This is a genomic window from Streptomyces sp. NPDC048192 (assembly GCF_043202415.1).
Lineage (GTDB): Bacteria > Actinomycetota > Actinomycetes > Streptomycetales > Streptomycetaceae > Streptomyces.
Window position 1 is genome coordinate 197,879 of sequence record NZ_JBIDAL010000013.1, and the last position, 18,635, is coordinate 216,513.

At 72.3% G+C, this 18,635-nt stretch carries 15 protein-coding genes; 10 read left to right on the forward strand and 5 right to left on the reverse strand.

Going from position 1 to position 18,635, the window contains the following annotated elements:
* Nucleotides 1-78 precede the first annotated feature (78 nt).
* Both ACGFZN_RS27675 and ACGFZN_RS27680 read left to right on the forward strand, forming a co-directional pair.
* The gene (locus tag ACGFZN_RS27675; RefSeq protein WP_393861201.1) at nt 79-837 is read left to right on the forward strand and encodes an IclR family transcriptional regulator; all 759 of its coding nucleotides are present in this window, start codon (nt 79-81) and stop codon (nt 835-837) included.
* Nucleotides 838-1,069: 232 nt separating this feature from the next.
* Nucleotides 1,070-2,470: a glycoside hydrolase family 16 protein gene (locus ACGFZN_RS27680; protein WP_393861202.1), complete on the forward strand. Its 1,401-nt coding sequence runs from the start codon at nt 1,070-1,072 to the stop codon at nt 2,468-2,470.
* A 175-nt stretch (nt 2,471-2,645) separates the two neighbouring features.
* On the opposite strand, the gene ACGFZN_RS27685 is transcribed toward ACGFZN_RS27680, so the two are convergent.
* Nucleotides 2,646-2,888: a hypothetical protein gene (locus ACGFZN_RS27685; protein WP_393861203.1), complete on the reverse strand. Its 243-nt coding sequence runs from the start codon at nt 2,886-2,888 to the stop codon at nt 2,646-2,648.
* A gap of 107 nt (nt 2,889-2,995) precedes the next feature.
* Nucleotides 2,996-3,901 (reverse strand): AraC family transcriptional regulator, encoded by a 906-nt coding sequence (locus ACGFZN_RS27690; protein ID WP_393861204.1) that lies wholly within the window; start codon nt 3,899-3,901, stop codon nt 2,996-2,998.
* A 145-nt stretch (nt 3,902-4,046) separates the two neighbouring features.
* Between ACGFZN_RS27690 and tkt the strand changes: the two genes are divergently transcribed.
* The 7 genes from tkt to ACGFZN_RS27725 are packed head-to-tail and all read left to right on the forward strand — an operon-like array spanning nt 4,047 to nt 12,949.
* The gene (gene tkt / locus ACGFZN_RS27695; RefSeq protein ID WP_393861205.1) at nt 4,047-6,122 is read left to right on the forward strand and encodes a transketolase; all 2,076 of its coding nucleotides are present in this window, start codon (nt 4,047-4,049) and stop codon (nt 6,120-6,122) included.
* Between the two features lie 41 nt (nt 6,123-6,163).
* The gene (gene tal / locus ACGFZN_RS27700) at nt 6,164-7,309 is read left to right on the forward strand and encodes a transaldolase (protein ID WP_393861206.1); all 1,146 of its coding nucleotides are present in this window, start codon (nt 6,164-6,166) and stop codon (nt 7,307-7,309) included.
* Entirely contained in the window at nt 7,306-8,889 is a 1,584-nt protein-coding gene (gene zwf / locus ACGFZN_RS27705) for a glucose-6-phosphate dehydrogenase (protein ID WP_393861207.1), read from the forward strand. The genes tal and zwf overlap by 4 nt, the downstream gene beginning before the upstream one ends.
* Complete coding sequence (gene opcA / locus ACGFZN_RS27710) at nt 8,886-9,812, forward strand: glucose-6-phosphate dehydrogenase assembly protein OpcA (RefSeq protein WP_393861208.1); 927 nt, start codon at nt 8,886-8,888, stop codon at nt 9,810-9,812. Before zwf ends, opcA begins: the two co-directional genes overlap by 4 nt.
* Nucleotide 9,813: 1 nt before the next feature.
* Nucleotides 9,814-11,475 (forward strand): glucose-6-phosphate isomerase, encoded by a 1,662-nt coding sequence (gene pgi, locus ACGFZN_RS27715; RefSeq protein ID WP_393861209.1) that lies wholly within the window; start codon nt 9,814-9,816, stop codon nt 11,473-11,475.
* Between the two features lies 1 nt (nt 11,476).
* Nucleotides 11,477-12,355, forward strand: coding sequence for a phosphogluconate dehydrogenase (NAD(+)-dependent, decarboxylating) (gnd, locus tag ACGFZN_RS27720; protein ID WP_393861210.1), 879 nt, complete (start codon nt 11,477-11,479; stop codon nt 12,353-12,355).
* A gap of 6 nt (nt 12,356-12,361) precedes the next feature.
* On the forward strand, nt 12,362-12,949 hold the full coding sequence (locus ACGFZN_RS27725; RefSeq protein ID WP_393861211.1) for a histidine phosphatase family protein: 588 nt from the start codon (nt 12,362-12,364) through the stop codon (nt 12,947-12,949).
* Between the two features lie 22 nt (nt 12,950-12,971).
* Here ACGFZN_RS27725 and ACGFZN_RS27730 read toward each other — a convergent pair whose 3' ends face one another.
* The 3 genes from ACGFZN_RS27730 to ACGFZN_RS27740 form a co-directional block, all read right to left on the reverse strand.
* Entirely contained in the window at nt 12,972-14,888 is a 1,917-nt protein-coding gene (locus ACGFZN_RS27730; RefSeq protein ID WP_393861212.1) for a glycosyltransferase family 39 protein, read from the reverse strand.
* Nucleotides 14,889-15,058: 170 nt separating this feature from the next.
* Complete coding sequence (locus ACGFZN_RS27735) at nt 15,059-16,852, reverse strand: TIM barrel protein (RefSeq protein WP_393861256.1); 1,794 nt, start codon at nt 16,850-16,852, stop codon at nt 15,059-15,061.
* 50 nt (nt 16,853-16,902) lie between these two features.
* Complete coding sequence (locus tag ACGFZN_RS27740; protein ID WP_393861213.1) at nt 16,903-17,796, reverse strand: shikimate dehydrogenase; 894 nt, start codon at nt 17,794-17,796, stop codon at nt 16,903-16,905.
* A 164-nt stretch (nt 17,797-17,960) separates the two neighbouring features.
* Here ACGFZN_RS27740 and ACGFZN_RS27745 point away from each other — a divergent pair, with 164 nt between their 5' ends.
* Nucleotides 17,961-18,626, forward strand: a complete 666-nt coding sequence (locus ACGFZN_RS27745) for a TetR/AcrR family transcriptional regulator (RefSeq protein ID WP_393861214.1) — start codon at nt 17,961-17,963, stop codon at nt 18,624-18,626.
* Nucleotides 18,627-18,635: the final 9 nt, after the last annotated feature.

Consider the following 18,635-nt stretch of genomic DNA (forward strand, 5'->3'; position numbering starts at 1 on the left):
CGCGCCTTGTACCGTCCGGGGCGTTCCCCGGTGGGCTACGATCCGGCGAGAAAGTACGGCGACAGGGGCGAGGTGCGGGTGAGCGAGCGGTCCGCCGCCGACCGTCTGCTGGCCGTGCTCGCCGCGTTCGACCACGAGCACCCCGCCCTGTCCCTCACCGGCATCAGCCGCCGGGCCGGGCTCAGCCTGACCACCGCGCACCGGCTGGCCGGCGCCCTGACCGCGTGGGGCGCGCTGGAGCGCGACGCGTCCGGGGTGTACCACGTGGGGCTGCGGCTGTGGGAGGTGGCCGCGCTCGCGCCGCGCGGCCTCGGCCTGAGACAGCTGGCGCTGCCGTACCTGGAGGACCTGTACGAGGCGACGCACGAGAACGTGCAGCTGGCGGTGCGGGACGGCGCGGAGGTCGTCTACATCGAGTGGCTGTCGGCCCGTTCGGCGGTGGGCGTGCACATCCGGGTCGGCGCGCGCTGGCCGCTGCACGCCACCGGCGTCGGGCTGGTCCTGCTCGCCCACGCCGGGCCGGAGGTGCAGGAGGAGTACTGCGCCGGGCCGCTGGCCGCGTTCACGCCGTACACGATCACCGATCCGGTGCGGCTGCGCCGCGCCCTCGCCGAAGTGCGCCGTTCGGGTGTGGCGGTGAGCGAGCGGCAGGTGACCGAGGACGCGCTGTCGGTGGCGGCGGCGGTGCGCGGAGCCGGCGGTGACGTGGTCGCGGCGGTGTCGGTGGTGGTGCCCCGGGCGACCGCCCAGGTGCCGGCGCTGACCCCGGCGGTGCGGCTGGCGGCGCGCGGGATCTCCCGCGCCCTGGGCTGGCAGCCGGTGCGGCGCGACGGCTGACCCGGCGCGGCCCGCACGGGGATCACCGCCGAGCGGGCGGGCGGCGCGGTCTGCGCCGGTACGGGCGGCTTCACACCCTGAACTCCCGCACAGGGGTGGGACTTTCTTTGTTTCAAGGCTTGACGACCGCAAGGGCAGGGAGCACATTGGCGGCACCTTGAGAGCGCTCTCAGAAACAGCGTGGGAGCGCTCCTCGAGACCCCCGCACACTCCGTACCCGAGAGGCCTCCCCATGAGCGCAACCTCCGGCATACCCAGACCGCGCCCGCTGCGGCGCGCGCTCGTCGCCGTCGCCGCCACACTGGGCCTGGCCGCGGCCGTCGCCACGGCCGCCACCGCGCCCGCGAACGCCACCGCCCCCGCGCCGCCCTCCGGCTGGTCCCAGGTCTTCCTGGACGACTTCAACGGCTCGGCGGGCTCCGGCGTCAACACGTCGAACTGGCAGTACGACACCGGGACCTCGTACCCGGGCGGAGCCGCGAACTGGGGCACCGGCGAGGTCGAGTCGATGACCTCCAGCACGAACAACGTCGCCCTGGACGGCAACGGCAACCTGCTCATCACCCCGCGCCGCGACGCCTCCGGCAACTGGACCTCCGGCCGGATCGAGACCACCCGCACCGACTTCCAGCCCCCGGCCGGCGGCAAGCTCCGCGTGGAGGCGCGGATCCAGATGCCCAACGTCACCGGGAACGCGGCCGCCGGCTACTGGCCCGCGTTCTGGATGCTGGGCGCGCCGTTCCGCGGCAACTACCAGAACTGGCCGAGCGTCGGCGAGCTGGACATCATGGAGAACGTCAACGGCCTGAACAAGACCTGGGCCACGATGCACTGCGGCACCAACCCGGGCGGCCCCTGCAACGAGACCACGGGCCTCGGCAACTCCACCGCCTGCCCGAACACCACCTGCCAGTCGGGCTTCCACACCTACACCATGGAGTGGGACCGCTCGGTGAGCCCGGAGGCGATCCGCTTCTACGTGGACGGCGTCAACTACCAGACCGTCACGGCGAACCAGATGGACGCCACCACCTGGGCGAACGCCACGAACCACGGCTTCTTCGTGATCCTGAACGTGGCGATGGGCGGCGGCTTCCCCGGGGCCTTCGGCGGCGGCCCGACCAGCGCCACGGAGTCCGGCCACCCGATGGTCGTCGACTACGTCCAGGTCCTGCAGTCCTCGGGCAGCGGCGGCGGCACCACTCCCCCGCCGAGCGGCAACCGCGACGCCTACAGCGCCATCCAGGCCGAGTCCTACGACAGCCAGTCCGGCGTCAGCACCGAGACGACCACGGACACCGGCGGCGGTCAGGACGTCGGGTACATCGCGAACGGCGACTGGGCGCTGTACAAGGGCGTCAACTTCGGCTCCACGGCGGCAAAACAGTTCTACGCCCGGGTGGCGAGCGGCGCGGCCGACGGCGTCAGCGGACTGGTCGAGGTGCGCCTCGACAGCCGGAGCAACGCCCCCATCGGCAGCTTCGCCGTCGGCAACACCGGCGGCTGGCAGTCCTGGAAGACGGTCCCGGCCAACATCGGCTCGGTGACCGGCACGCACGATGTCTATCTCACCTTCAGCAGCGGCCAGCCGGCGGACTTCGTGAACGTCAACTGGTTCGACTTCGGCCACTGAGCCCGAGGGGCACGGGGGCGCACACGCCGCCGGCAACGGTCTGCAGGGCGGCCGGGAAGAGGGCTCATGCTCCTCTTCCCGGCCGCCCTGCGGCGGATGGGCGTACTTCTTCCGTGTCCGGTCGTGCGGAGTCCCGTTGCGCGCGGGGCGAGCGGGAACGTCCGCGGATGGTCCGTCAGTTGCAGAAGTTCAGGATGGGGAGAAGACCGTTCCCGCACTGGAAGTCCTCGCCGCCGCCACCACCGTGGCCGTGACCGTGGGCGGGTACGGCCTTGACGACGTGTGAGACGGGCGTCGCCGCCGCGGCGGAGGTGGCGGTCGCCACGCCCGCCGCACAGGCGAGGGCAGCGACGGTGCCGACCGCGAACGCGCGCGAGATCCGGGAAACGGTCTTCTTGGGCTCAAGTGCAGTGTTCATGCCCTCACCCTGCACACCCTCGTGATCAGTTGCCCGCCGAGCGCATCCGGGCGGGTGAGCGCCCTGGGGACATGCCGCCGAACGAGGGGCCGGCCGCCCGGAGCCGGTCAGCGCAGTTCGGCGCGGAAGGCCACCGGTGTCTGCCCGGTGTGCAGATGGAAGAACTTGGTGAAGTTCGCCGCGTCGGGGAAGCCCACGGCCGCGCCGACGCGGCCGATCGGCATGTCGGTGTGGGCGAGGAGGCGCTTGGCCTCCAGGACGACGCGTTTGTCGATGAACCCCTTGGGCGTCTCGCCGGTGGCGGCGCGCACGGCGCGGACCAGGGTGCGCCGGGAGTAGCCGAGGGCGTCGGCGTAGGCGCTGACGCTGTGGTTGGTGGCGAACCCGTGCTCGACGGCGTCCCGGAAGCGGGTGAAGGTGCTGTCCGTCTGCCGCCGGCCGCCCTCGGCGGAGCTGGCCGCGAGGTGGGCGAGGCGCAGCAGGGCCGCGGTGAGCGTGTGCCTGAGCACGGCGGTGTGCAGGCTGAGCGGGAGCGTGGTGGTGTCCTCGTACTCGCGGCGCAGCTGGTCGAGGGCCGCCCGGAGCGCGGCCAGCCGCTCCGGGTCGGGGTGCAGCAGCGGCGGCAGGTCGTAGCGGTACAGGCCGGTGGCCTCGACGGTGGAGCGGGGCAGGAAGCCGGGCTGCATGGTCAGGACGGTTCCGCGGTACACGGCCTCCCGGGAGAAGCGGTGGACCTGTCCGGGGCGGATCCACAGCAGGTCGCCGGCGCCGGCCTCGTACTCGGCGAAGTCGATCATGTGCCGTACGGGGCCGTCGCTGAACAGCATGACGATGTGGAAGTCGATGCGGTGGACGCGGTGCAGGGGGGCGTCGGCGTGCCAGGTGCGGCCCGCGCCCATGGGGCCGATCTGCATGCCGACGCCTGCGACGGCCCGGTCGGCCGGGAAGGGGAAGGTCTCGATGCCCTCACCGCCCGCGTGCGCGCCCTCGTCGTGGGGCGTTCTGTCAGCCATGTCCTCTTACGCCGTCCCTGTCCCGCGATCACTGTCCCAGATTCACCACAGGCTGACACACCCCGCCCTTTCTTCGAAAAAGTCAGACTTTTAAGTTTGAACGCGTCAGGCCAGAGCTTCCGCACAGAACGAGGACTTCTTGAAGATGACCACGCACACATCCGATGGCTTCGAGTGGACCGACCTCGACCGGCGTGCCGTGGACACCGCCCGTCTCCTGGCGGCCGACGCGGTGCAGAAGGTGGGCAACGGCCACCCCGGCACGGCGATGAGCCTGGCGCCTGCCGCGTACACGATCTTTCAGAAGGTGATGCGTCACGATCCCGCGGACCCCGAGTGGACCGGCCGGGACCGTTTCGTCCTCTCCCCGGGTCACACCTCGCTGACCCTGTACACCCAGCTGTTCCTCTCCGGGTACGAGCTGGAGCTGGACGACCTGAAGGCGTTCCGCACGCACGGCTCCAAGACGCCGGGCCACCCCGAGTACGGCCACACCGCCGGCGTGGAGACCACCACCGGTCCGCTCGGGCAGGGCGTCGCCAACGCCGTCGGCATGGCTATGGCGGCCCGCTACGAGCGCGGCCTGTTCGACCCCGAGGCCCCCGCCGGCGCCTCCCCCTTCGACCACACCGTCTGGGCGATCGTCTCCGACGGCGACCTGGAGGAGGGCGTCTCCGCCGAGGCCTCCTCGCTCGCCGGCCACCAGAAGCTCGGCAACCTCGTCTTCCTCTACGACGACAACCACATCTCCATCGAGGGCGACACCGCGACCGCCTTCTCCGAGGACGTCCTGAAGCGGTACGAGGCCTACGGCTGGCACACCCAGCGCGTCGAGCCCACCGCCGACGGCGACATCGACGTGCCCGCCCTGTACGCCGCGCTGAAGGCCGCGCAGGCCGAGACCGAGCGCCCGTCGATCATCGCGATGCGCACGATCATCGCCTGGCCCGCGCCGAACGCGCGCAACACCGAGGCCTCCCACGGCTCGGCGCTCGGCGAGGAGGAGATCGCCGCCACCAAGCGCCTGCTCGGCTTCGACCCCGAGCAGACCTTCCAGGTCGACGACGGCGTCCTGAAGCACACCCGGCGGGCCCTGGACCGGGGCGCCGAGGCGCACGCCGCCTGGGACAAGCGGATCGCCGAGTGGCGCACCGCCAACCCGGAGCGCGCCGCCCTCTTCGACCGGGTCGCCAAGGGCGAGCTGCCCGAGGGCTGGGAGCAGAGCATCCCCGTCTTCGAGGAGGGCAAGTCCGTCGCCACCCGCGCCGCCTCCGGCAAGGTGCTGCAGGCGCTCGGCCCGGTGCTCCCCGAGCTGTGGGGCGGCTCCGCCGACCTCGCCGGCTCCAACAACACCACCATCGACAAGACCAGCTCCTTCCTGCCGGAGGGCAACCCGCTGCCCGAGGCCGACCCGTACGGCCGTACCGTCCACTTCGGCATCCGCGAGTTCTCCATGGCCGCGGAGATGAACGGCATCGCCCTGCACGGCAACACCCGGATCTACGGCGGCACCTTCCTGGTGTTCTCCGACTACATGCGCAACGCCGTGCGCATGTCGGCGCTGATGCAGCTGCCGGTGACGTACGTGTGGACGCACGACTCCATCGGCCTCGGCGAGGACGGCCCCACCCACCAGCCGGTCGAGCACCTGGCCTCGCTGCGCGCCATCCCGGGCCTGAACGTCGTCCGCCCGGCCGACGCCAACGAGACCGCGGTCGCCTGGGCCGAGATCCTGAAGAGGCACGCCACCAGCCCCGCTCCGCACGGGCTCGCGCTCACCCGCCAGGGCGTGCCGGTGTACGCGCCGAACGAGGACGCGGCCAAGGGCGGCTACGTGCTGCGCGAGTCCTCGACCGAGGTCCCGGAGGTGATCGTCATCGCGACGGGATCCGAGGTGCAGCTGGCCGTGGCCGCGCGGGAGCTGCTGGAGGCCGAGGGCATCGGCACCCGCGTGGTGTCCATGCCGTCGGTGGAGTGGTTCGAGGAGCAGCCGCGCGAGTACCGCGAGCGGGTGCTGCCGCCGGCCGTGAAGGCCCGGGTGGCCGTGGAGGCCGGGATCGCTCTGACCTGGTACCGGTACGTCGGCGACGCCGGCCGGATCGTCTCCCTGGAGCACTTCGGCGCCTCCGCCGACGCGAAGACCCTCTTCGCCGAGTTCGGCTTCACCCCCGAGAACGTCGCCGCCGCGGCCCGCGAGTCGCTCGCCGCGGCGCGCGCCTGACACCGACGCCCGATTCGACCCGAATCCGACCCGAAAGAAGAATGATCACTGTGACCGAAGCAATCGCGACCCCGGGAGCCCTCAAGCGCCTCGCCGACGAGGGCGTGTCGATCTGGCTCGACGACCTGTCGCGGAAGCGGATCACCTCGGGCAGCCTCGCCGAGCTGGTGGCGAGCGGCAGCGCCGTCGGCGTCACGACGAACCCCTCGATCTTCCAGGCCGCCATCGGCTCCGGCGAGGGCTACGAGGAGCAGCTCACCGACCTCGCCGTGCGCGGGGTGACGGTGGACGAGGCGGTGCGCATGATGACGACCGCCGACGTGCGCGACGCCGCCGACGTCCTGCGCGAGGTGTACGACGCCACCGGCGGCCGGGACGGCCGGGTCTCCATCGAGGTCGACCCGCGCCTCGCCCACGACACGGCGGCCACCGTCGCCGAGGCCAAGCAGCTGGCCTGGCTGGTCGACCGCCCCAACGTGATGATCAAGATTCCGGCGACCAGGGCGGGCCTGCCGGCCATCACCGAGGTCGTCGGGCTCGGCATCAGCGTCAACGTGACCCTGATCTTCTCCCTGGAGCGCTACCGCGAGGTCATGGCCGCCTACCTGGCCGGCCTGGAGAAGGCCCGCGAGCGCGGCATCGGCCTCGCCGGCATCCACTCCGTGGCGTCCTTCTTCGTCTCCCGCGTGGACTCCGAGATCGACAAGCGGCTCACCGCCCTCGGCACCGACGAGGCCCTCGCCCTCAAGGGCCGCGCGGCCCTCGCCAACGCCCGGCTCGCCTACGAGGCGTACGAGGAGGTGTTCGGCTCCGCCGGCTGGTCGGCACTCGCCGCCGCCGGGGCCAACAAGCAGCGTCCGCTGTGGGCGTCCACCGGTGTGAAGGACCCCGCGTACAAGGACACTCTGTATGTGGACGAGCTGGTCGCGCCGGGTACGGTCAACACCATGCCGGAGGCCACGCTGAACGCCGTCGCCGACCACGGCGAGATCACCGGCGACACGGTGACCGGCGGCTACGCGCAGGCCCGCGCCGACCTGGCCGCCGTCGAACGGCTGGGCATCTCCTACGACGAGGTCGTCCAGCAGCTGGAGGACGAGGGCGTCGCCAAGTTCGAGGCCGCCTGGCAGGAGCTGCTGGACGCCGTAGCGAAGTCCCTGAAGAACAAGGGAGTTGACGCCCGATGACCGACAACGCACCCGCCGCCGACGCACCCGAGGTGCGAATCCCGGTGGTACCGGCCGCCGACTGGGAGAACCCGCTGCGCGACGCCCGCGACCGCCGGCTGCCGCGCATCGCCGGCCCGTCCGGCCTGGTCATCTTCGGCGTGACCGGCGACCTGTCCCGCAAGAAGCTGATGCCGGCCGTGTACGACCTCGCCAACCGGGGTCTGCTGCCGCCGGGCTTCTCGCTGGTCGGCTTCGCCCGCCGCGAGTGGGAGGACCAGGACTTCGCGCAGCTCGTGCACGACGCGGTGAAGGAGCACGCCCGCACCCCGTTCCGAGAGGAGGTGTGGCAGCAGCTCGCCGAGGGCATGCGGTTCATCCCCGGCGACTTCGACGACGACACCGCGTTCAAGCAGCTCAAGGACGCCGTGCAGGAGCTGGACGCCTCCCGCGGCACCGGCGGCAACTTCGCGTTCTACCTGTCGGTGCCGCCGAAGTTCTTCCCGAAGGTCGTCCAGCAGCTGAAGAAGCACGGCCTGGCGAGCCCGCCCCAGGGGTCCTGGCGGCGCGCGGTCATCGAGAAGCCGTTCGGCCACGACCTGGCCAGCGCCCGCGAGCTGAACGCGATCGTGCACGAGGTGTTCGAGCCGGACCAGGTGTTCCGCATCGACCACTACCTCGGCAAGGAGACCGTCCAGAACATCCTGGCGCTGCGCTTCGCCAACCAGATGTACGAGCCGATCTGGAACCGGTCGTACGTCGACCACGTGCAGATCACCATGGCCGAGGACATCGGCATCGGCGGCCGGGCCGGCTACTACGACGGCATCGGCGCCGCCCGCGACGTCATCCAGAACCACCTGCTGCAGCTGATGGCGCTCACCGCCATGGAGGAGCCCATCGCGTTCGACGCGGAGGCGCTGCTCACCGAGAAGCTGAAGGTGCTCAAGTCGGTGCGGCTGCCCAGGGACCTGGGCCGCAGCACCGTGCGCGGCCAGTACTCGGAAGGCTGGCAGGGCGGCGAGAAGGTCGTCGGCTACCTCCAGGAGGAGGGCATCGACCCGCAGTCGAAGACCGACACCTATGCCGCGGTCAAGCTGGGCATCGACAACCGGCGCTGGGCGGGCGTCCCGTTCTATCTGCGCACCGGCAAGCGGCTGGGCCGCCGGGTCACGGAGATCGCGGTGGTCTTCAAGCGGGCCCCGCACTCCCCCTTCGACTCCACGGCGACCGAGGAGCTGGGCCAGAACGCGGTCGTGATCCGCGTCCAGCCCGACGAGGGCATGACCGTCCGCTTCGGCTCCAAGGTGCCGGGGACCTCGATGGAGATCCGGGACGTGTCCATGGACTTCGCCTACGGCGAGTCGTTCACCGAGTCGAGCCCGGAGGCGTACGAGCGGCTCATCCTGGACGTGCTGCTGGGCGACGCGAACCTGTTCCCCCGTCACCAGGAAGTGGAAGAGTCCTGGAAGATCCTCGACCCGATCGAGGAGTACTGGGCGGCGCACGGCAGGCCGGCGCAGTACGCGTCGGGCAGCTGGGGACCGAAGGAAGCGGACGAGATGCTCGCACGAGACGGACGGAGCTGGCGCAGGCCATGAAGATCGACCTGACCGACACCACGGCAAGCAAGATCAACAAGGCGCTGGTGCAGGGCCGCCGCGCCATCGGCACCCCGGCCGTGGGCATGGTCCTGACGATGGTCATCGTCACGGACGAGGAGAACGCCTACGACTCGATCAAGGCCGCCGAGGACGCCTCGCGCGAGCACCCCTCGCGCACCCTGGTGGTCATCAAGCGGCACGCCCGCACCCTGCGCGACCGCACCCACTCCCGGCTGGACGCCGAGGTCCGCGTCGGCTCCGAGGCGGGCACCGGCGAGACGGTCGTGCTGCGCACCTACGGCGAGGTGTCCGACCACGCCGACTCGGTCGTGCTGCCGCTGCTGCTGCCGGACGCCCCGGTGGTCGTGTGGTGGCCGGTGGAGGCGCCCGAGGCCCCGTCCAAGGACCCGCTCGGCGCCCTCGCGCAGCGCAGGATCACCGACCTGTACGCCGCCGAGCGGCCGCTGGAGGTCCTGCAGACCCGGGTGCGCAACTACGCGCCCGGCGACACCGACCTCGCCTGGACCCGGCTCACCCTGTGGCGGTCGATGCTGGCCGCCGCCCTGGACCAGGCCCGCGAGAGGGTGACGTCGGCGGCCGTGGAGGCCGAGGCGGACAACCCCAGCGCCGAGCTGCTCGCGCGCTGGCTCGAGGCCCGGCTGCGCCTCCCGGTCGACCGGGTGCCGTCCGCCGGACCGTTCGTCACGGCCGTGCGCCTCGGCACCGAGAACGGCGAGGTCGTCATCGACCGCCCCGAGGGGCCGCTCGCCACGCTGTCCCTGCCGGGCCAGCCGCCGCGCACGCTCGCCCTGAAGGTCCGCCCCACCTCCGAACTCATCGCCGAGGAGCTGCGCCGCCTCGACGCCGACGAGATGTACGCCATCGCCCTCAAGGGCGAGGCCGCCAAGGAGAACGCCTGAGATGGCCCAGTCCGAGTTGCCCCAGCTCACCGACCGGCCCGAGTGGACGGCCCTCGCCGACCACCGCGCCCAGGGCAGGCCGCGCCTGCGCGACCTGTTCGCGGCGGACCCCGGCCGCGCCGAGCGGTACGCCGTACGGGTCGGCGACCTGTACATCGACTACAGCAAGCACCTGATCACCGACGAGACCCTGGCGCTGCTCCGGGAACTCGCCGCCGCCACCGGCGTGTTCGCGCTGCGCGACGCCATGTTCCGCGGCGAGAGGATCAACGTCACCGAGAACCGGGCCGTGCTGCACACCGCCCTGCGCGCCCCCGGGGACGCGGTGATCGAGGTCGACGGCGAGAACGTCGTGCCCAAGGTGCACGCCGTCCTCGACAAGATGGCCGCGTTCGCCGAGCGGGTCCGCTCCGGCGAGTGGACCGGCCACACCGGCAGGCGGATCAGGAACGTCGTCAACATCGGCATCGGCGGCTCCGACCTCGGCCCCGCCATGGCCTACGAGGTGCTGCGCCCGTACACCGCGCGCGAGCTGACCTTCCGCTTCGTCTCCAACGTGGACGGCGCCGACCTGCACGAGGCCACCCGCGACCTGGACCCGGCGGAGACGCTGTTCATCGTCGCCTCCAAGACGTTCACCACGATCGAGACCATCACCAACGCCACCAGCGCCCGCAAGTGGCTCCTCGACCGCCTGGACGGCGACGAGAAGGCCGTGGCCCGGCACTTCGTCGCGCTGTCGACCAACGCCGGGAAGGTCACCGAGTTCGGCATCGACCCGGACAACATGTTCGAGTTCTGGGACTGGGTCGGCGGCCGGTACTCGTACGACTCCGCGATCGGCCTGTCGCTGATGATCGCCATCGGCCCAAACCGGTTCCGGGAGATGCTCGACGGCTTCCGGCTGATGGACGAGCACTTCCGCACCGCCCCCGCCGAGGCCAACGCGCCGTTGATCCTGGGCCTGCTGGGCATCTGGTACGGCAACTTCCACGACGCCCAGTCGCACGCGGTGCTGCCCTACAGCCACTACCTGTCCAAGTTCACCGCCTACCTCCAGCAGCTGGACATGGAGTCCAACGGTAAGTCGGTGCAGCGCGACGGCCGGCCGGTGGAGTGGCAGACCGGGCCGGTGGTGTGGGGCACGCCGGGCACCAACGGGCAGCACGCCTACTACCAGTTGATCCACCAGGGCACCAGGCTGATCCCGGCGGACTTCATCGGCTTCGCCGAGCCGGTAGCCGAGCTGAGCGGTGAACTCAGGGCGCAGCACGACCTGTTGATGGCGAACTTCTTCGCCCAGACCCAGGCCCTCGCCTTCGGCAAGACCGCCGAGGAGGTCCGCGCGGAGGGCGTGCCCGAGGAGCAGGTGGCCCACCGCACCTTCCGCGGCGACCACCCCACGACCACGATCCTCGCCGGCTCGCTGACGCCGTCCGTCCTCGGCCAGCTGATCGCCCTCTACGAGCACAAGGTGTTCGTGCAGGGCGCGGTGTGGAACATCGACTCCTTCGACCAGTGGGGCGTGGAACTCGGCAAGGTCCTCGCCAAGCGGGTCGAACCGGCCCTCACCGAAGGCGCGGACGTCCCCGGTCTCGACCCGTCCACCACGGCCCTCGTCGCCGCCTACCGCACTCTCAAGAACGCATCGGAAGTGAACTGACATGCAGCTCGGTCTCATCGGTCTCGGCAAGATGGGCGGCAACATGCGCGAGCGGATCCGCCGCGCCGGCCACACCGTCATCGGCTACGACCGCAACCCTGAGGTCTCCGACGTCAAGTCCCTCGCCGAACTGGTCGAGAAGCTGGACGCGCCGCGCCATGTGTGGGTGATGGTCCCGGCCGGCACGGCCACGCAGACCGTCATCGACGAGCTGGGCGACCTGCTCTCCCCCGGCGACACGGTGATCGACGGCGGCAACTCCCGCTGGACGGACGACGAGAAGCACGCCGCCGCGCTCGGTATCAAGGGCATCGGCTTCGTCGACGCCGGTGTCTCCGGCGGTGTGTGGGGCCTGGAGAACGGCTACGCGCTGATGGTCGGCGGCGACAAACAGCACGTGGAGCCGCTCCAGCCGATCTTCGACGCGCTCAAGCCGGAGGGCCCGTACGGCTATGTGCACGCGGGCCGCGTCGGCTCCGGGCACTTCTCCAAGATGGTCCACAACGGCATCGAGTACGCCATGATGCAGGCCTACGCCGAGGGCTGGGAGCTGCTGGAGAAGGTCCACTCGGTGGAGAACGTCCGCGAGGTGTTCCGCTCCTGGCAGGAGGGCACCGTCATCCGCTCCTGGCTGCTCGACCTCGCGGTCAACGCCCTCGACGAGGACGAGCACCTGGAGAAGCTGCGCGGCTACGCCGAGGACTCCGGGGAGGGCCGCTGGACGGTCGAGGCGGCCATCGACAACGCCGTCCCGCTGCCCGCGATCACCGCCTCCCTGTTCGCCCGGTTCGCCTCCCGGCAGGACGACTCGCCGCAGATGAAGATGATCGCGGCGCTGCGCAACCAGTTCGGCGGCCACGCGGTCGAGAAGAAGGACTGACCCGCCGTGGGCGACCTCTTTCTCGTCCGCCACGGTGAGACGGAGTGGAGCAGGTCGGGACAGCACACCAGCTTCACCGACCTGCCCCTGACCGAGCACGGTGAGGAACAGGCCAAGTCCCTCGCCCCGCTCCTCACCGGCCGGGCCTTCGCCCTGGCGCTGTCCAGCCCGCTGGGCCGCGCGCTGCGCACCGCCGAACTGGCGGGCCTCGTCGGCGTCGTGCCCGATCCCGACCTGCACGAGTGGGACTACGGCGGCTACGAGGGCATCACCACCGCCGAGATCCACCGCACCCGGCCCGGCTGGGAGCTGTGGACCGACGGCGTGCCGCCCGGACCCGAGGGCCACCCCGGCGAGTCGCCGGAGCAGGTCGGCGCCCGCGCGGACCGGGTGCTGGCCCGCGTGTCCCCGGCACTCGAGGAGGGGGACGTGGTGCTCGTCGCCCACGCCCACTTCCTGCGGGTGCTCACCGCCCGCCGGCTGGGTCTGCCGCCCGCCGAGGGCCGGCTCTTCCAGCTGGCCACGGGCACGGTCGGCCGGCTGTCCACCGAGCACGGCCGCCCGGTGATCGCCGAGTGGAACAGACGGCCCTGACGGTCCTTCCCAGCGGCCCGGTTCACCTGCGGTGGGCCGGGCCGCAGTCGTACAGCCGGTGCGTCCGGTCGCCGGAGTGATAAGCGGCCGCTGGGACGGGCGCGCAGTGGGCGGCCGTCCAACGCACGAGCACACCGACGAGCGTGCCGTCCCGATGCCCGGCCAGGACGTCACCGCGCGAAAGGACGACGTAGCGCAGCCGGCCGGAGTCGATCAGCCGGCGGAAACGCGCGGACGAGGGGTACGGGACCCTTCCGGTGAAGCCGCCCATGGGCATGACGGGTGCGTTCGCCGAGATGACGTAGGGTGCGGCGGACCACCAACCGGGGATCGCGGCCACATACTCGGCGCTGCCGCGGTGGGCGGTGAGGTAGGCGAGCAGGTGCCGCTGCGCGGGGTCCAGTCGGGCGAGCGGGTTGCCCGTGCGGTGGCTGGTGGGGCCGACGCGGCCCAGGGAGCCGGGTTGGTTGTAGCGCGGTGACAGCGCCGACGCCGACCACGCGGCGGGCACCAGCAGGACCGCGGCCAGCCCCACGGCGAGACCGGCTGCGACCATGTGCGGACGGTGCCGGATCGCGGTCAGGGCCAGACCGGCCAGCGCGAGGGTGACGGCGGCCGGGGCCGACCAGGGCAGGAAACGCGGGTACCACAGGGTCAGCGCCACGCACCAGGCGGCGTTGCCGGCGAGCGCCACGGGCAGTACCCAGGCGCGTCGGCCGCCCCGCAGGGCCGCCCGCCAGGCCGGTACGACACCGGCGCCGGCGAACGCCGCGAGGGGCACCGCGACCACACCCATGTAGTAGGTGTGCCCCGTCACGCTGCCGAAGCTGAAGACGAGGAAGAAGGTCGCCAGCCACCCGCCCCACAGCACCTGGCCCGCGAGCACGCGGTCGGTACGCGCGGCGCGCCGCCGCCACAGGGCCACCGCGCCGCCGACCAGGCCGAGCGCGGCGAGCGGGTAGAGCCACCCGGTCTGCGTGGCGAGCCCCGGGCTGAACATCTTCCACACGCTGTCGCCCATGCCGGGGCCCGAACCGGCTGCCCGCAGGCTCGCGTTGGGCGCGACGCTGCCGGTGCCGGCCGCGTCGGCCCCGACCGTGTGGAAACGGGTGAGGAAGTTGTAGCCGACGACCAGACCGAACGCCGAGTTGTCCGTGGTGCCGTCGAGATACGGCCGGGCGGAGCCGGGTGTGAGGGTGGCCACCGCCATCCACGACACCGACACCGTGAAGGTCACCGCGGCGGCGAGCGCGAGATCGCGCAACCGGCGGCCGAGGCTCCGGGGAGCGGCGACCAGGTAGGTGGCGGCGAGCGCGGGGAGCACCGCCCAGGCCTCCAGCATCTTGCACTGGAAGGCCACGCCCACCCAGAACCCGGCGAGCAGCAGGGGGACGAGCCCGCCCCGCTCGGTCGCCCGCCGGACGGCCTCGGCCGCGAGGAGCAGCAGCAGGACGAACGGCGCGTCCTCCGTCACGGACCGTCCCAGGCCGACGGCCACCGGAGTGAGGGCCAGGAAGGCTGCCGCCAGGAGCCCGGCGGGCACCCCCGCCCAGCGTCGTACCAGCACATGGAGCAGAACCACCGAGGCCACGCCCTCGAGCGCCTGCGGCAGCACCAGCGACCACGGGTGGAAGCCGAACACCAGCGCCGACAGGGCCTGCGGCCACAGGAAGCCGGGCAGCTTGTCGATGGTGAGGGTGTTGCCCGGGTCGAAGGAGCCGTAGAAGAAGGCGACCGGGTTGTCCGTCATGCTGCGCACCGCGGCGGCGTAGAACCCGTGGTACGAGCTGTGGCCGAGGCCCCACAGGGACAGCAGCGCGGCGAGCGCTGCTATGGCCGCCAGTGCCGGACGCTCGTATCGGCTGGTACGCGGGCGGGGCGGGGCGGCGGGCGGCGCGCCCTCGCCCAGGACGGCCGGCTGGGCGGGGGTGGTCAGCATGAACGGCCTTTCGGGCTCCCGGAAACGCAGCGATCCGGGCGCAGGGTGCATGCCGGATCTCGCGGAGTATCCGCGGCTGGACGTGTACGGAACCTGAACCGCAGCTGAACCCGGTGGAGGTCTCACCGGCCTCTCACTCGTGCGGCGAATCCGGTAAGACGGCGGTCGGTTCAGCGCAGGAGCCGTGCCGCGTGCTGGGCGGCCAGCCGCACCGGGGCATTCGCGGCGCCGTAGCCCTGGTAGCCGGGGTCGCGCTGGACGAGTTCGAAGAAGACCCGGCCGACGGTCTCGGTGTAGCAGTGGCGGAAGGCGCCGCCCGGGTCCCGGTCGTAGAGGATGCCCAGGTCGCGGTAGGTGTCCAGCTCGGCGTCGGTGAGGTCGTGGCGGGCGGCGAGGTCGTCGTGGTAGTTGGCCGGCACGGTCAGCAGGCGGCCGCCCGCGGCGCGGAAGGCGCGGGCGGCGGCGACCACGTCGTCGGTGGCGAGCGCGATGTGCGCCGCGTGCACGGTGTCGTCGGCGGGCGCCGCGCCGACGCCGAGGGCGATGCGGACGCTGCCGTCGACGCTGGTGACCGCGCGGCTGCGCATCAGGCCGTACGGGTCGGCGAGGTCGACGCTCTCCTGGGCGGTGAGGCCGAGGACGCTGCGGTGGAAGAGGGTGGCCTCGTCGAAGTGGTGCCAGGGCTGGGTGAGGGCGAGATGGTCGATGCGGGTGCGGGTCGCCGGGGCCGCCGGGGTGTCCGGCAGGTCGGCGAAGTCGGCCCGCCAGTCGGGGAGTCCGGGGCGGCCGGTCGCGCAGAAGAACAGCTCCGTGCCGTCGGGGGCCGCGACGGCCTCCAGCGGGGCGTCCCCGGGGACGCGGCGGCGCGGCAGGACGGGGGCGAGCAGGGCTTCCGCGCGGCGGGCGGCGGCGGCCGGGTCCGGTGACTCGAGGCCGATCGCGGCGAGCCGGGTGCCGTCGCGGCGGGCGCCGGCGGCGGTGTTGACCAGGACACGGGCCTCGCCGCGCTGCCACAGGTCGACGGGCTTGCCGCGGTGGCGGGCGGCGCGGGTGAAGCCGAGCGCGGTGAGCAGGGCGGTGACGGGTTCGGCGTCCGCGGTGAGGAGTTCGGCGAAGGCCACCCCGGCGGGCACGACCGCGGGCGGCAGCACGGCGGCGCCGGCGGCCTCCTGCAGGAGCAGCAGGGAGCGGTGGGCGTCGACGGCGGTGGAGCCGGCGTCGGCCTGCCGGAAGACGTCGTTGAACACCTCCAGGGACAGCGGGCCTTCGTACCCGGCGGCGAGGACGTGCCACAGCAGCCCGGCGAGGTCGAAGCCGCCCTGGCCGGGGAAGCAGCGGTAGTGCCGGCTCCACTGCAGGACGTCCATGGCGAGCAGCGGCGCGTCGGCGAGCTGGAGGAAGAAGATCTTCTCGCCGGGGATGTCCTCGATGCCCTTGGGGTCGGAGCCGCGCGAGAGGATGTGGAAGCTGTCCAGGCAGACGCCGAGCGCGGGATGCCCGGCGGCCTCGACGATCCGCCACGCGTGCTCGTAGGTGTCCACGTGCCGTCCCCAGGCGAGCGCCTCGTACGCCACCCGTATCCCGAACTCCTGCGCCAGAGCGGCCAGCCGGGCGAGCTGGCCGGCCGCCCGCGCGTCGTCGTCCACGGCATCCGGCGACACGCTGGAGCACACCAGGACGGTGTCGGCGCCGAGCCGGTTCATCAGCTCGAACTTGTGCCGGGCGCGCCGCAGGCTGCGGGCGAAGACGTCGTCCGGGACGGCCTCGACGTCGCGCATCGGCTGGTAGAGGTCGATGCTCAGCCCGAGGTCGGCGCAGCGGGCCCGGATCTCCTCGGGGGCGAGCGGACAGGCGAGGAGGTCGTTCTCGAAGATCTCCACCCCGTCGAACCCGGCTCGCGCGGCGGCGGCGAGTTTCTCGGTGAGGGTGCCGCTGAGGGAGACGGTGGCGATGGAGGTGTGCATGCCCGTGCTCCCGGTCGTGCCGGTGCTCCTGGTCGTGCCGGTGCTCCTGGTCATCCGACGGCACTCCCCGCGCGCTCGACGCCCACCAGCTCCTCGAAGTCGTCGAGCATCCGGCCGCTGTCCGGCTCTCTCCCGGTGAACAGCCGGAAGGCGTCCGCGGCCTGGAACACGGCCATCCCGCCGCCGCCCAGAACGGCGCAGCCCCGCGCGCGGGCGGCCTTCACCAGCTCCGTCTCCAGGGGCCGGTACACCACCTCGGCGACCCACAGTCCGGGATGCAGCAGCCCGGCGGGCAGCGGCAGCCCGGGGTGCGCGGCCATACCGGTCGGCGTGGCGTGCACGAGCCCTCCGACGCCGTCGGCCTCGGCCAGCAGCTCGGGCAACCGGTCGAGCGTCGCGGCCTCGGCCCGGCCCGGTCCCACGTGCCGTACCAGGGAGGCGGCGAGGGCGGCGGCCCGCTCGGGCGCGGCGTCGACGATCGTGACCCGCTCCGCGCCCAGGGTGAGCACGGCGTGGGCGACGGCCGCGCCCGCGCCGCCCGCGCCGAGCTGCACGACCCGCTCCAGCGGGGCGTCGGGCAGGCCGTGGGCGAAGGCCGCGGCGAAGCCGGTGACGTCGGTGTTGTGGCCGACCGCGCGGCCACCGTCGAAGACCACGGTGTTGACCGCGCCGAGCGCCTCGGCCCGCGGGTCGAGCGCGTCGAGATGGCCGATGACCAGCTGCTTGCAGGGGTGGGTGATGTTCAGCCCGTCGTAGCCGAGGTCGCGGGCGGCGCGGACGAGGTCGCCGACCGCCTCCGGCGCCCGCCCGAGGACGTCGAGGTCGAGGAGCCGGTAGAGGTAGCGCAGGCGTTGCCGGTCCGCCTCCCGCTGGTGCAGGGCGGGGCTGAGCGAGGGGCCGATGCCGGCCCCGATCAGCCCGACGAGATACGAGTCCTTGGCCACGTGGCCCTCCCGAGGCGGAGCTAATGTACGAACCAGTACGTTAGCTATATCAGCCCTCAGGGCGCGCACGGAAGACCCCGCCGCCCCCCGGCGGCCTGCTTCTACAATCACCGGCACGCACACGAGCGCACGCCGCCAGGCGTTCCCCGGCCCGAAGGACAGCGATGACCAGCGTCGAAGAACCGGTACGACCCGGGGGACGGGTGCGCGACGCCGCCCGCACCAAGGCCGAGATCCTCGACGTGGCCACGCAGGAGTTCGCGCGGGCCGGCTACGACGGAGCCCGCGTCGACGAGATAGCGGCCCGCACCCGCACCACCAAGCGGATGATCTACTACTACTTCGGCGGCAAGGAGCAGCTGTTCACGGCCGTGCTGGAGCGGGCGTACGGGGTGATCCGGGACGCCGAGCAGCAGCTGGACGTCGAGCACCTGGACCCGGTCGCCGCGATCCGGCGGCTGGCCGAGCTGACCTTCGACCACCACGAGCGGCACCCGGACTTCATCCGCCTGGTCAGCATCGAGAACATCCACGGCGCCGAGCACATCGCGTCCTCCGAGAAGCTGGGTCGGATCGGCTCCCCGGCGCTGGAGGTGATCCGCCGGATCCTCACCGCGGGACAGGAGTCGGGGCTGTTCACGGCCGATGTGGACGCGGTCGACCTGCACGCGATGATCAGCTCGTTCTGCTTCTTCCGGGTCGCCAACCGGCACACCTTCGGCGCCCTGTTCGGCCGGGACCTGGTGGACCCCGCCCAGCGGGAGCACTACCGGACCATGCTCGGCGACATGGTGATCGCCTACCTGACCGCGGAGCGCACGGCCGGCTGACGCCCGGAC

Coding starts and splice junctions, on each gene's coding strand:
- ACGFZN_RS27735 (WP_393861256.1), bottom strand. CDS start 16,852: ATGCACACCTCCATCGCCACCGTCTCCCTCAGCGGCACCCTCACCGAG.
- ACGFZN_RS27745 (WP_393861214.1), top strand. CDS start 17,961: ATGACCAGCGTCGAAGAACCGGTACGACCCGGGGGACGGGTGCGCGAC.
- ACGFZN_RS27730 (WP_393861212.1), bottom strand. CDS start 14,888: ATGCTGACCACCCCCGCCCAGCCGGCCGTCCTGGGCGAGGGCGCGCCG.
- ACGFZN_RS27690 (WP_393861204.1), bottom strand. CDS start 3,901: ATGGCTGACAGAACGCCCCACGACGAGGGCGCGCACGCGGGCGGTGAG.
- opcA (WP_393861208.1), top strand. CDS start 8,886: ATGAAGATCGACCTGACCGACACCACGGCAAGCAAGATCAACAAGGCG.
- gnd (WP_393861210.1), top strand. CDS start 11,477: ATGCAGCTCGGTCTCATCGGTCTCGGCAAGATGGGCGGCAACATGCGC.
- ACGFZN_RS27685 (WP_393861203.1), bottom strand. CDS start 2,888: ATGAACACTGCACTTGAGCCCAAGAAGACCGTTTCCCGGATCTCGCGC.
- zwf (WP_393861207.1), top strand. CDS start 7,306: ATGACCGACAACGCACCCGCCGCCGACGCACCCGAGGTGCGAATCCCG.
- ACGFZN_RS27680 (WP_393861202.1), top strand. CDS start 1,070: ATGAGCGCAACCTCCGGCATACCCAGACCGCGCCCGCTGCGGCGCGCG.
- tal (WP_393861206.1), top strand. CDS start 6,164: ATGATCACTGTGACCGAAGCAATCGCGACCCCGGGAGCCCTCAAGCGC.
- pgi (WP_393861209.1), top strand. CDS start 9,814: ATGGCCCAGTCCGAGTTGCCCCAGCTCACCGACCGGCCCGAGTGGACG.
- tkt (WP_393861205.1), top strand. CDS start 4,047: ATGACCACGCACACATCCGATGGCTTCGAGTGGACCGACCTCGACCGG.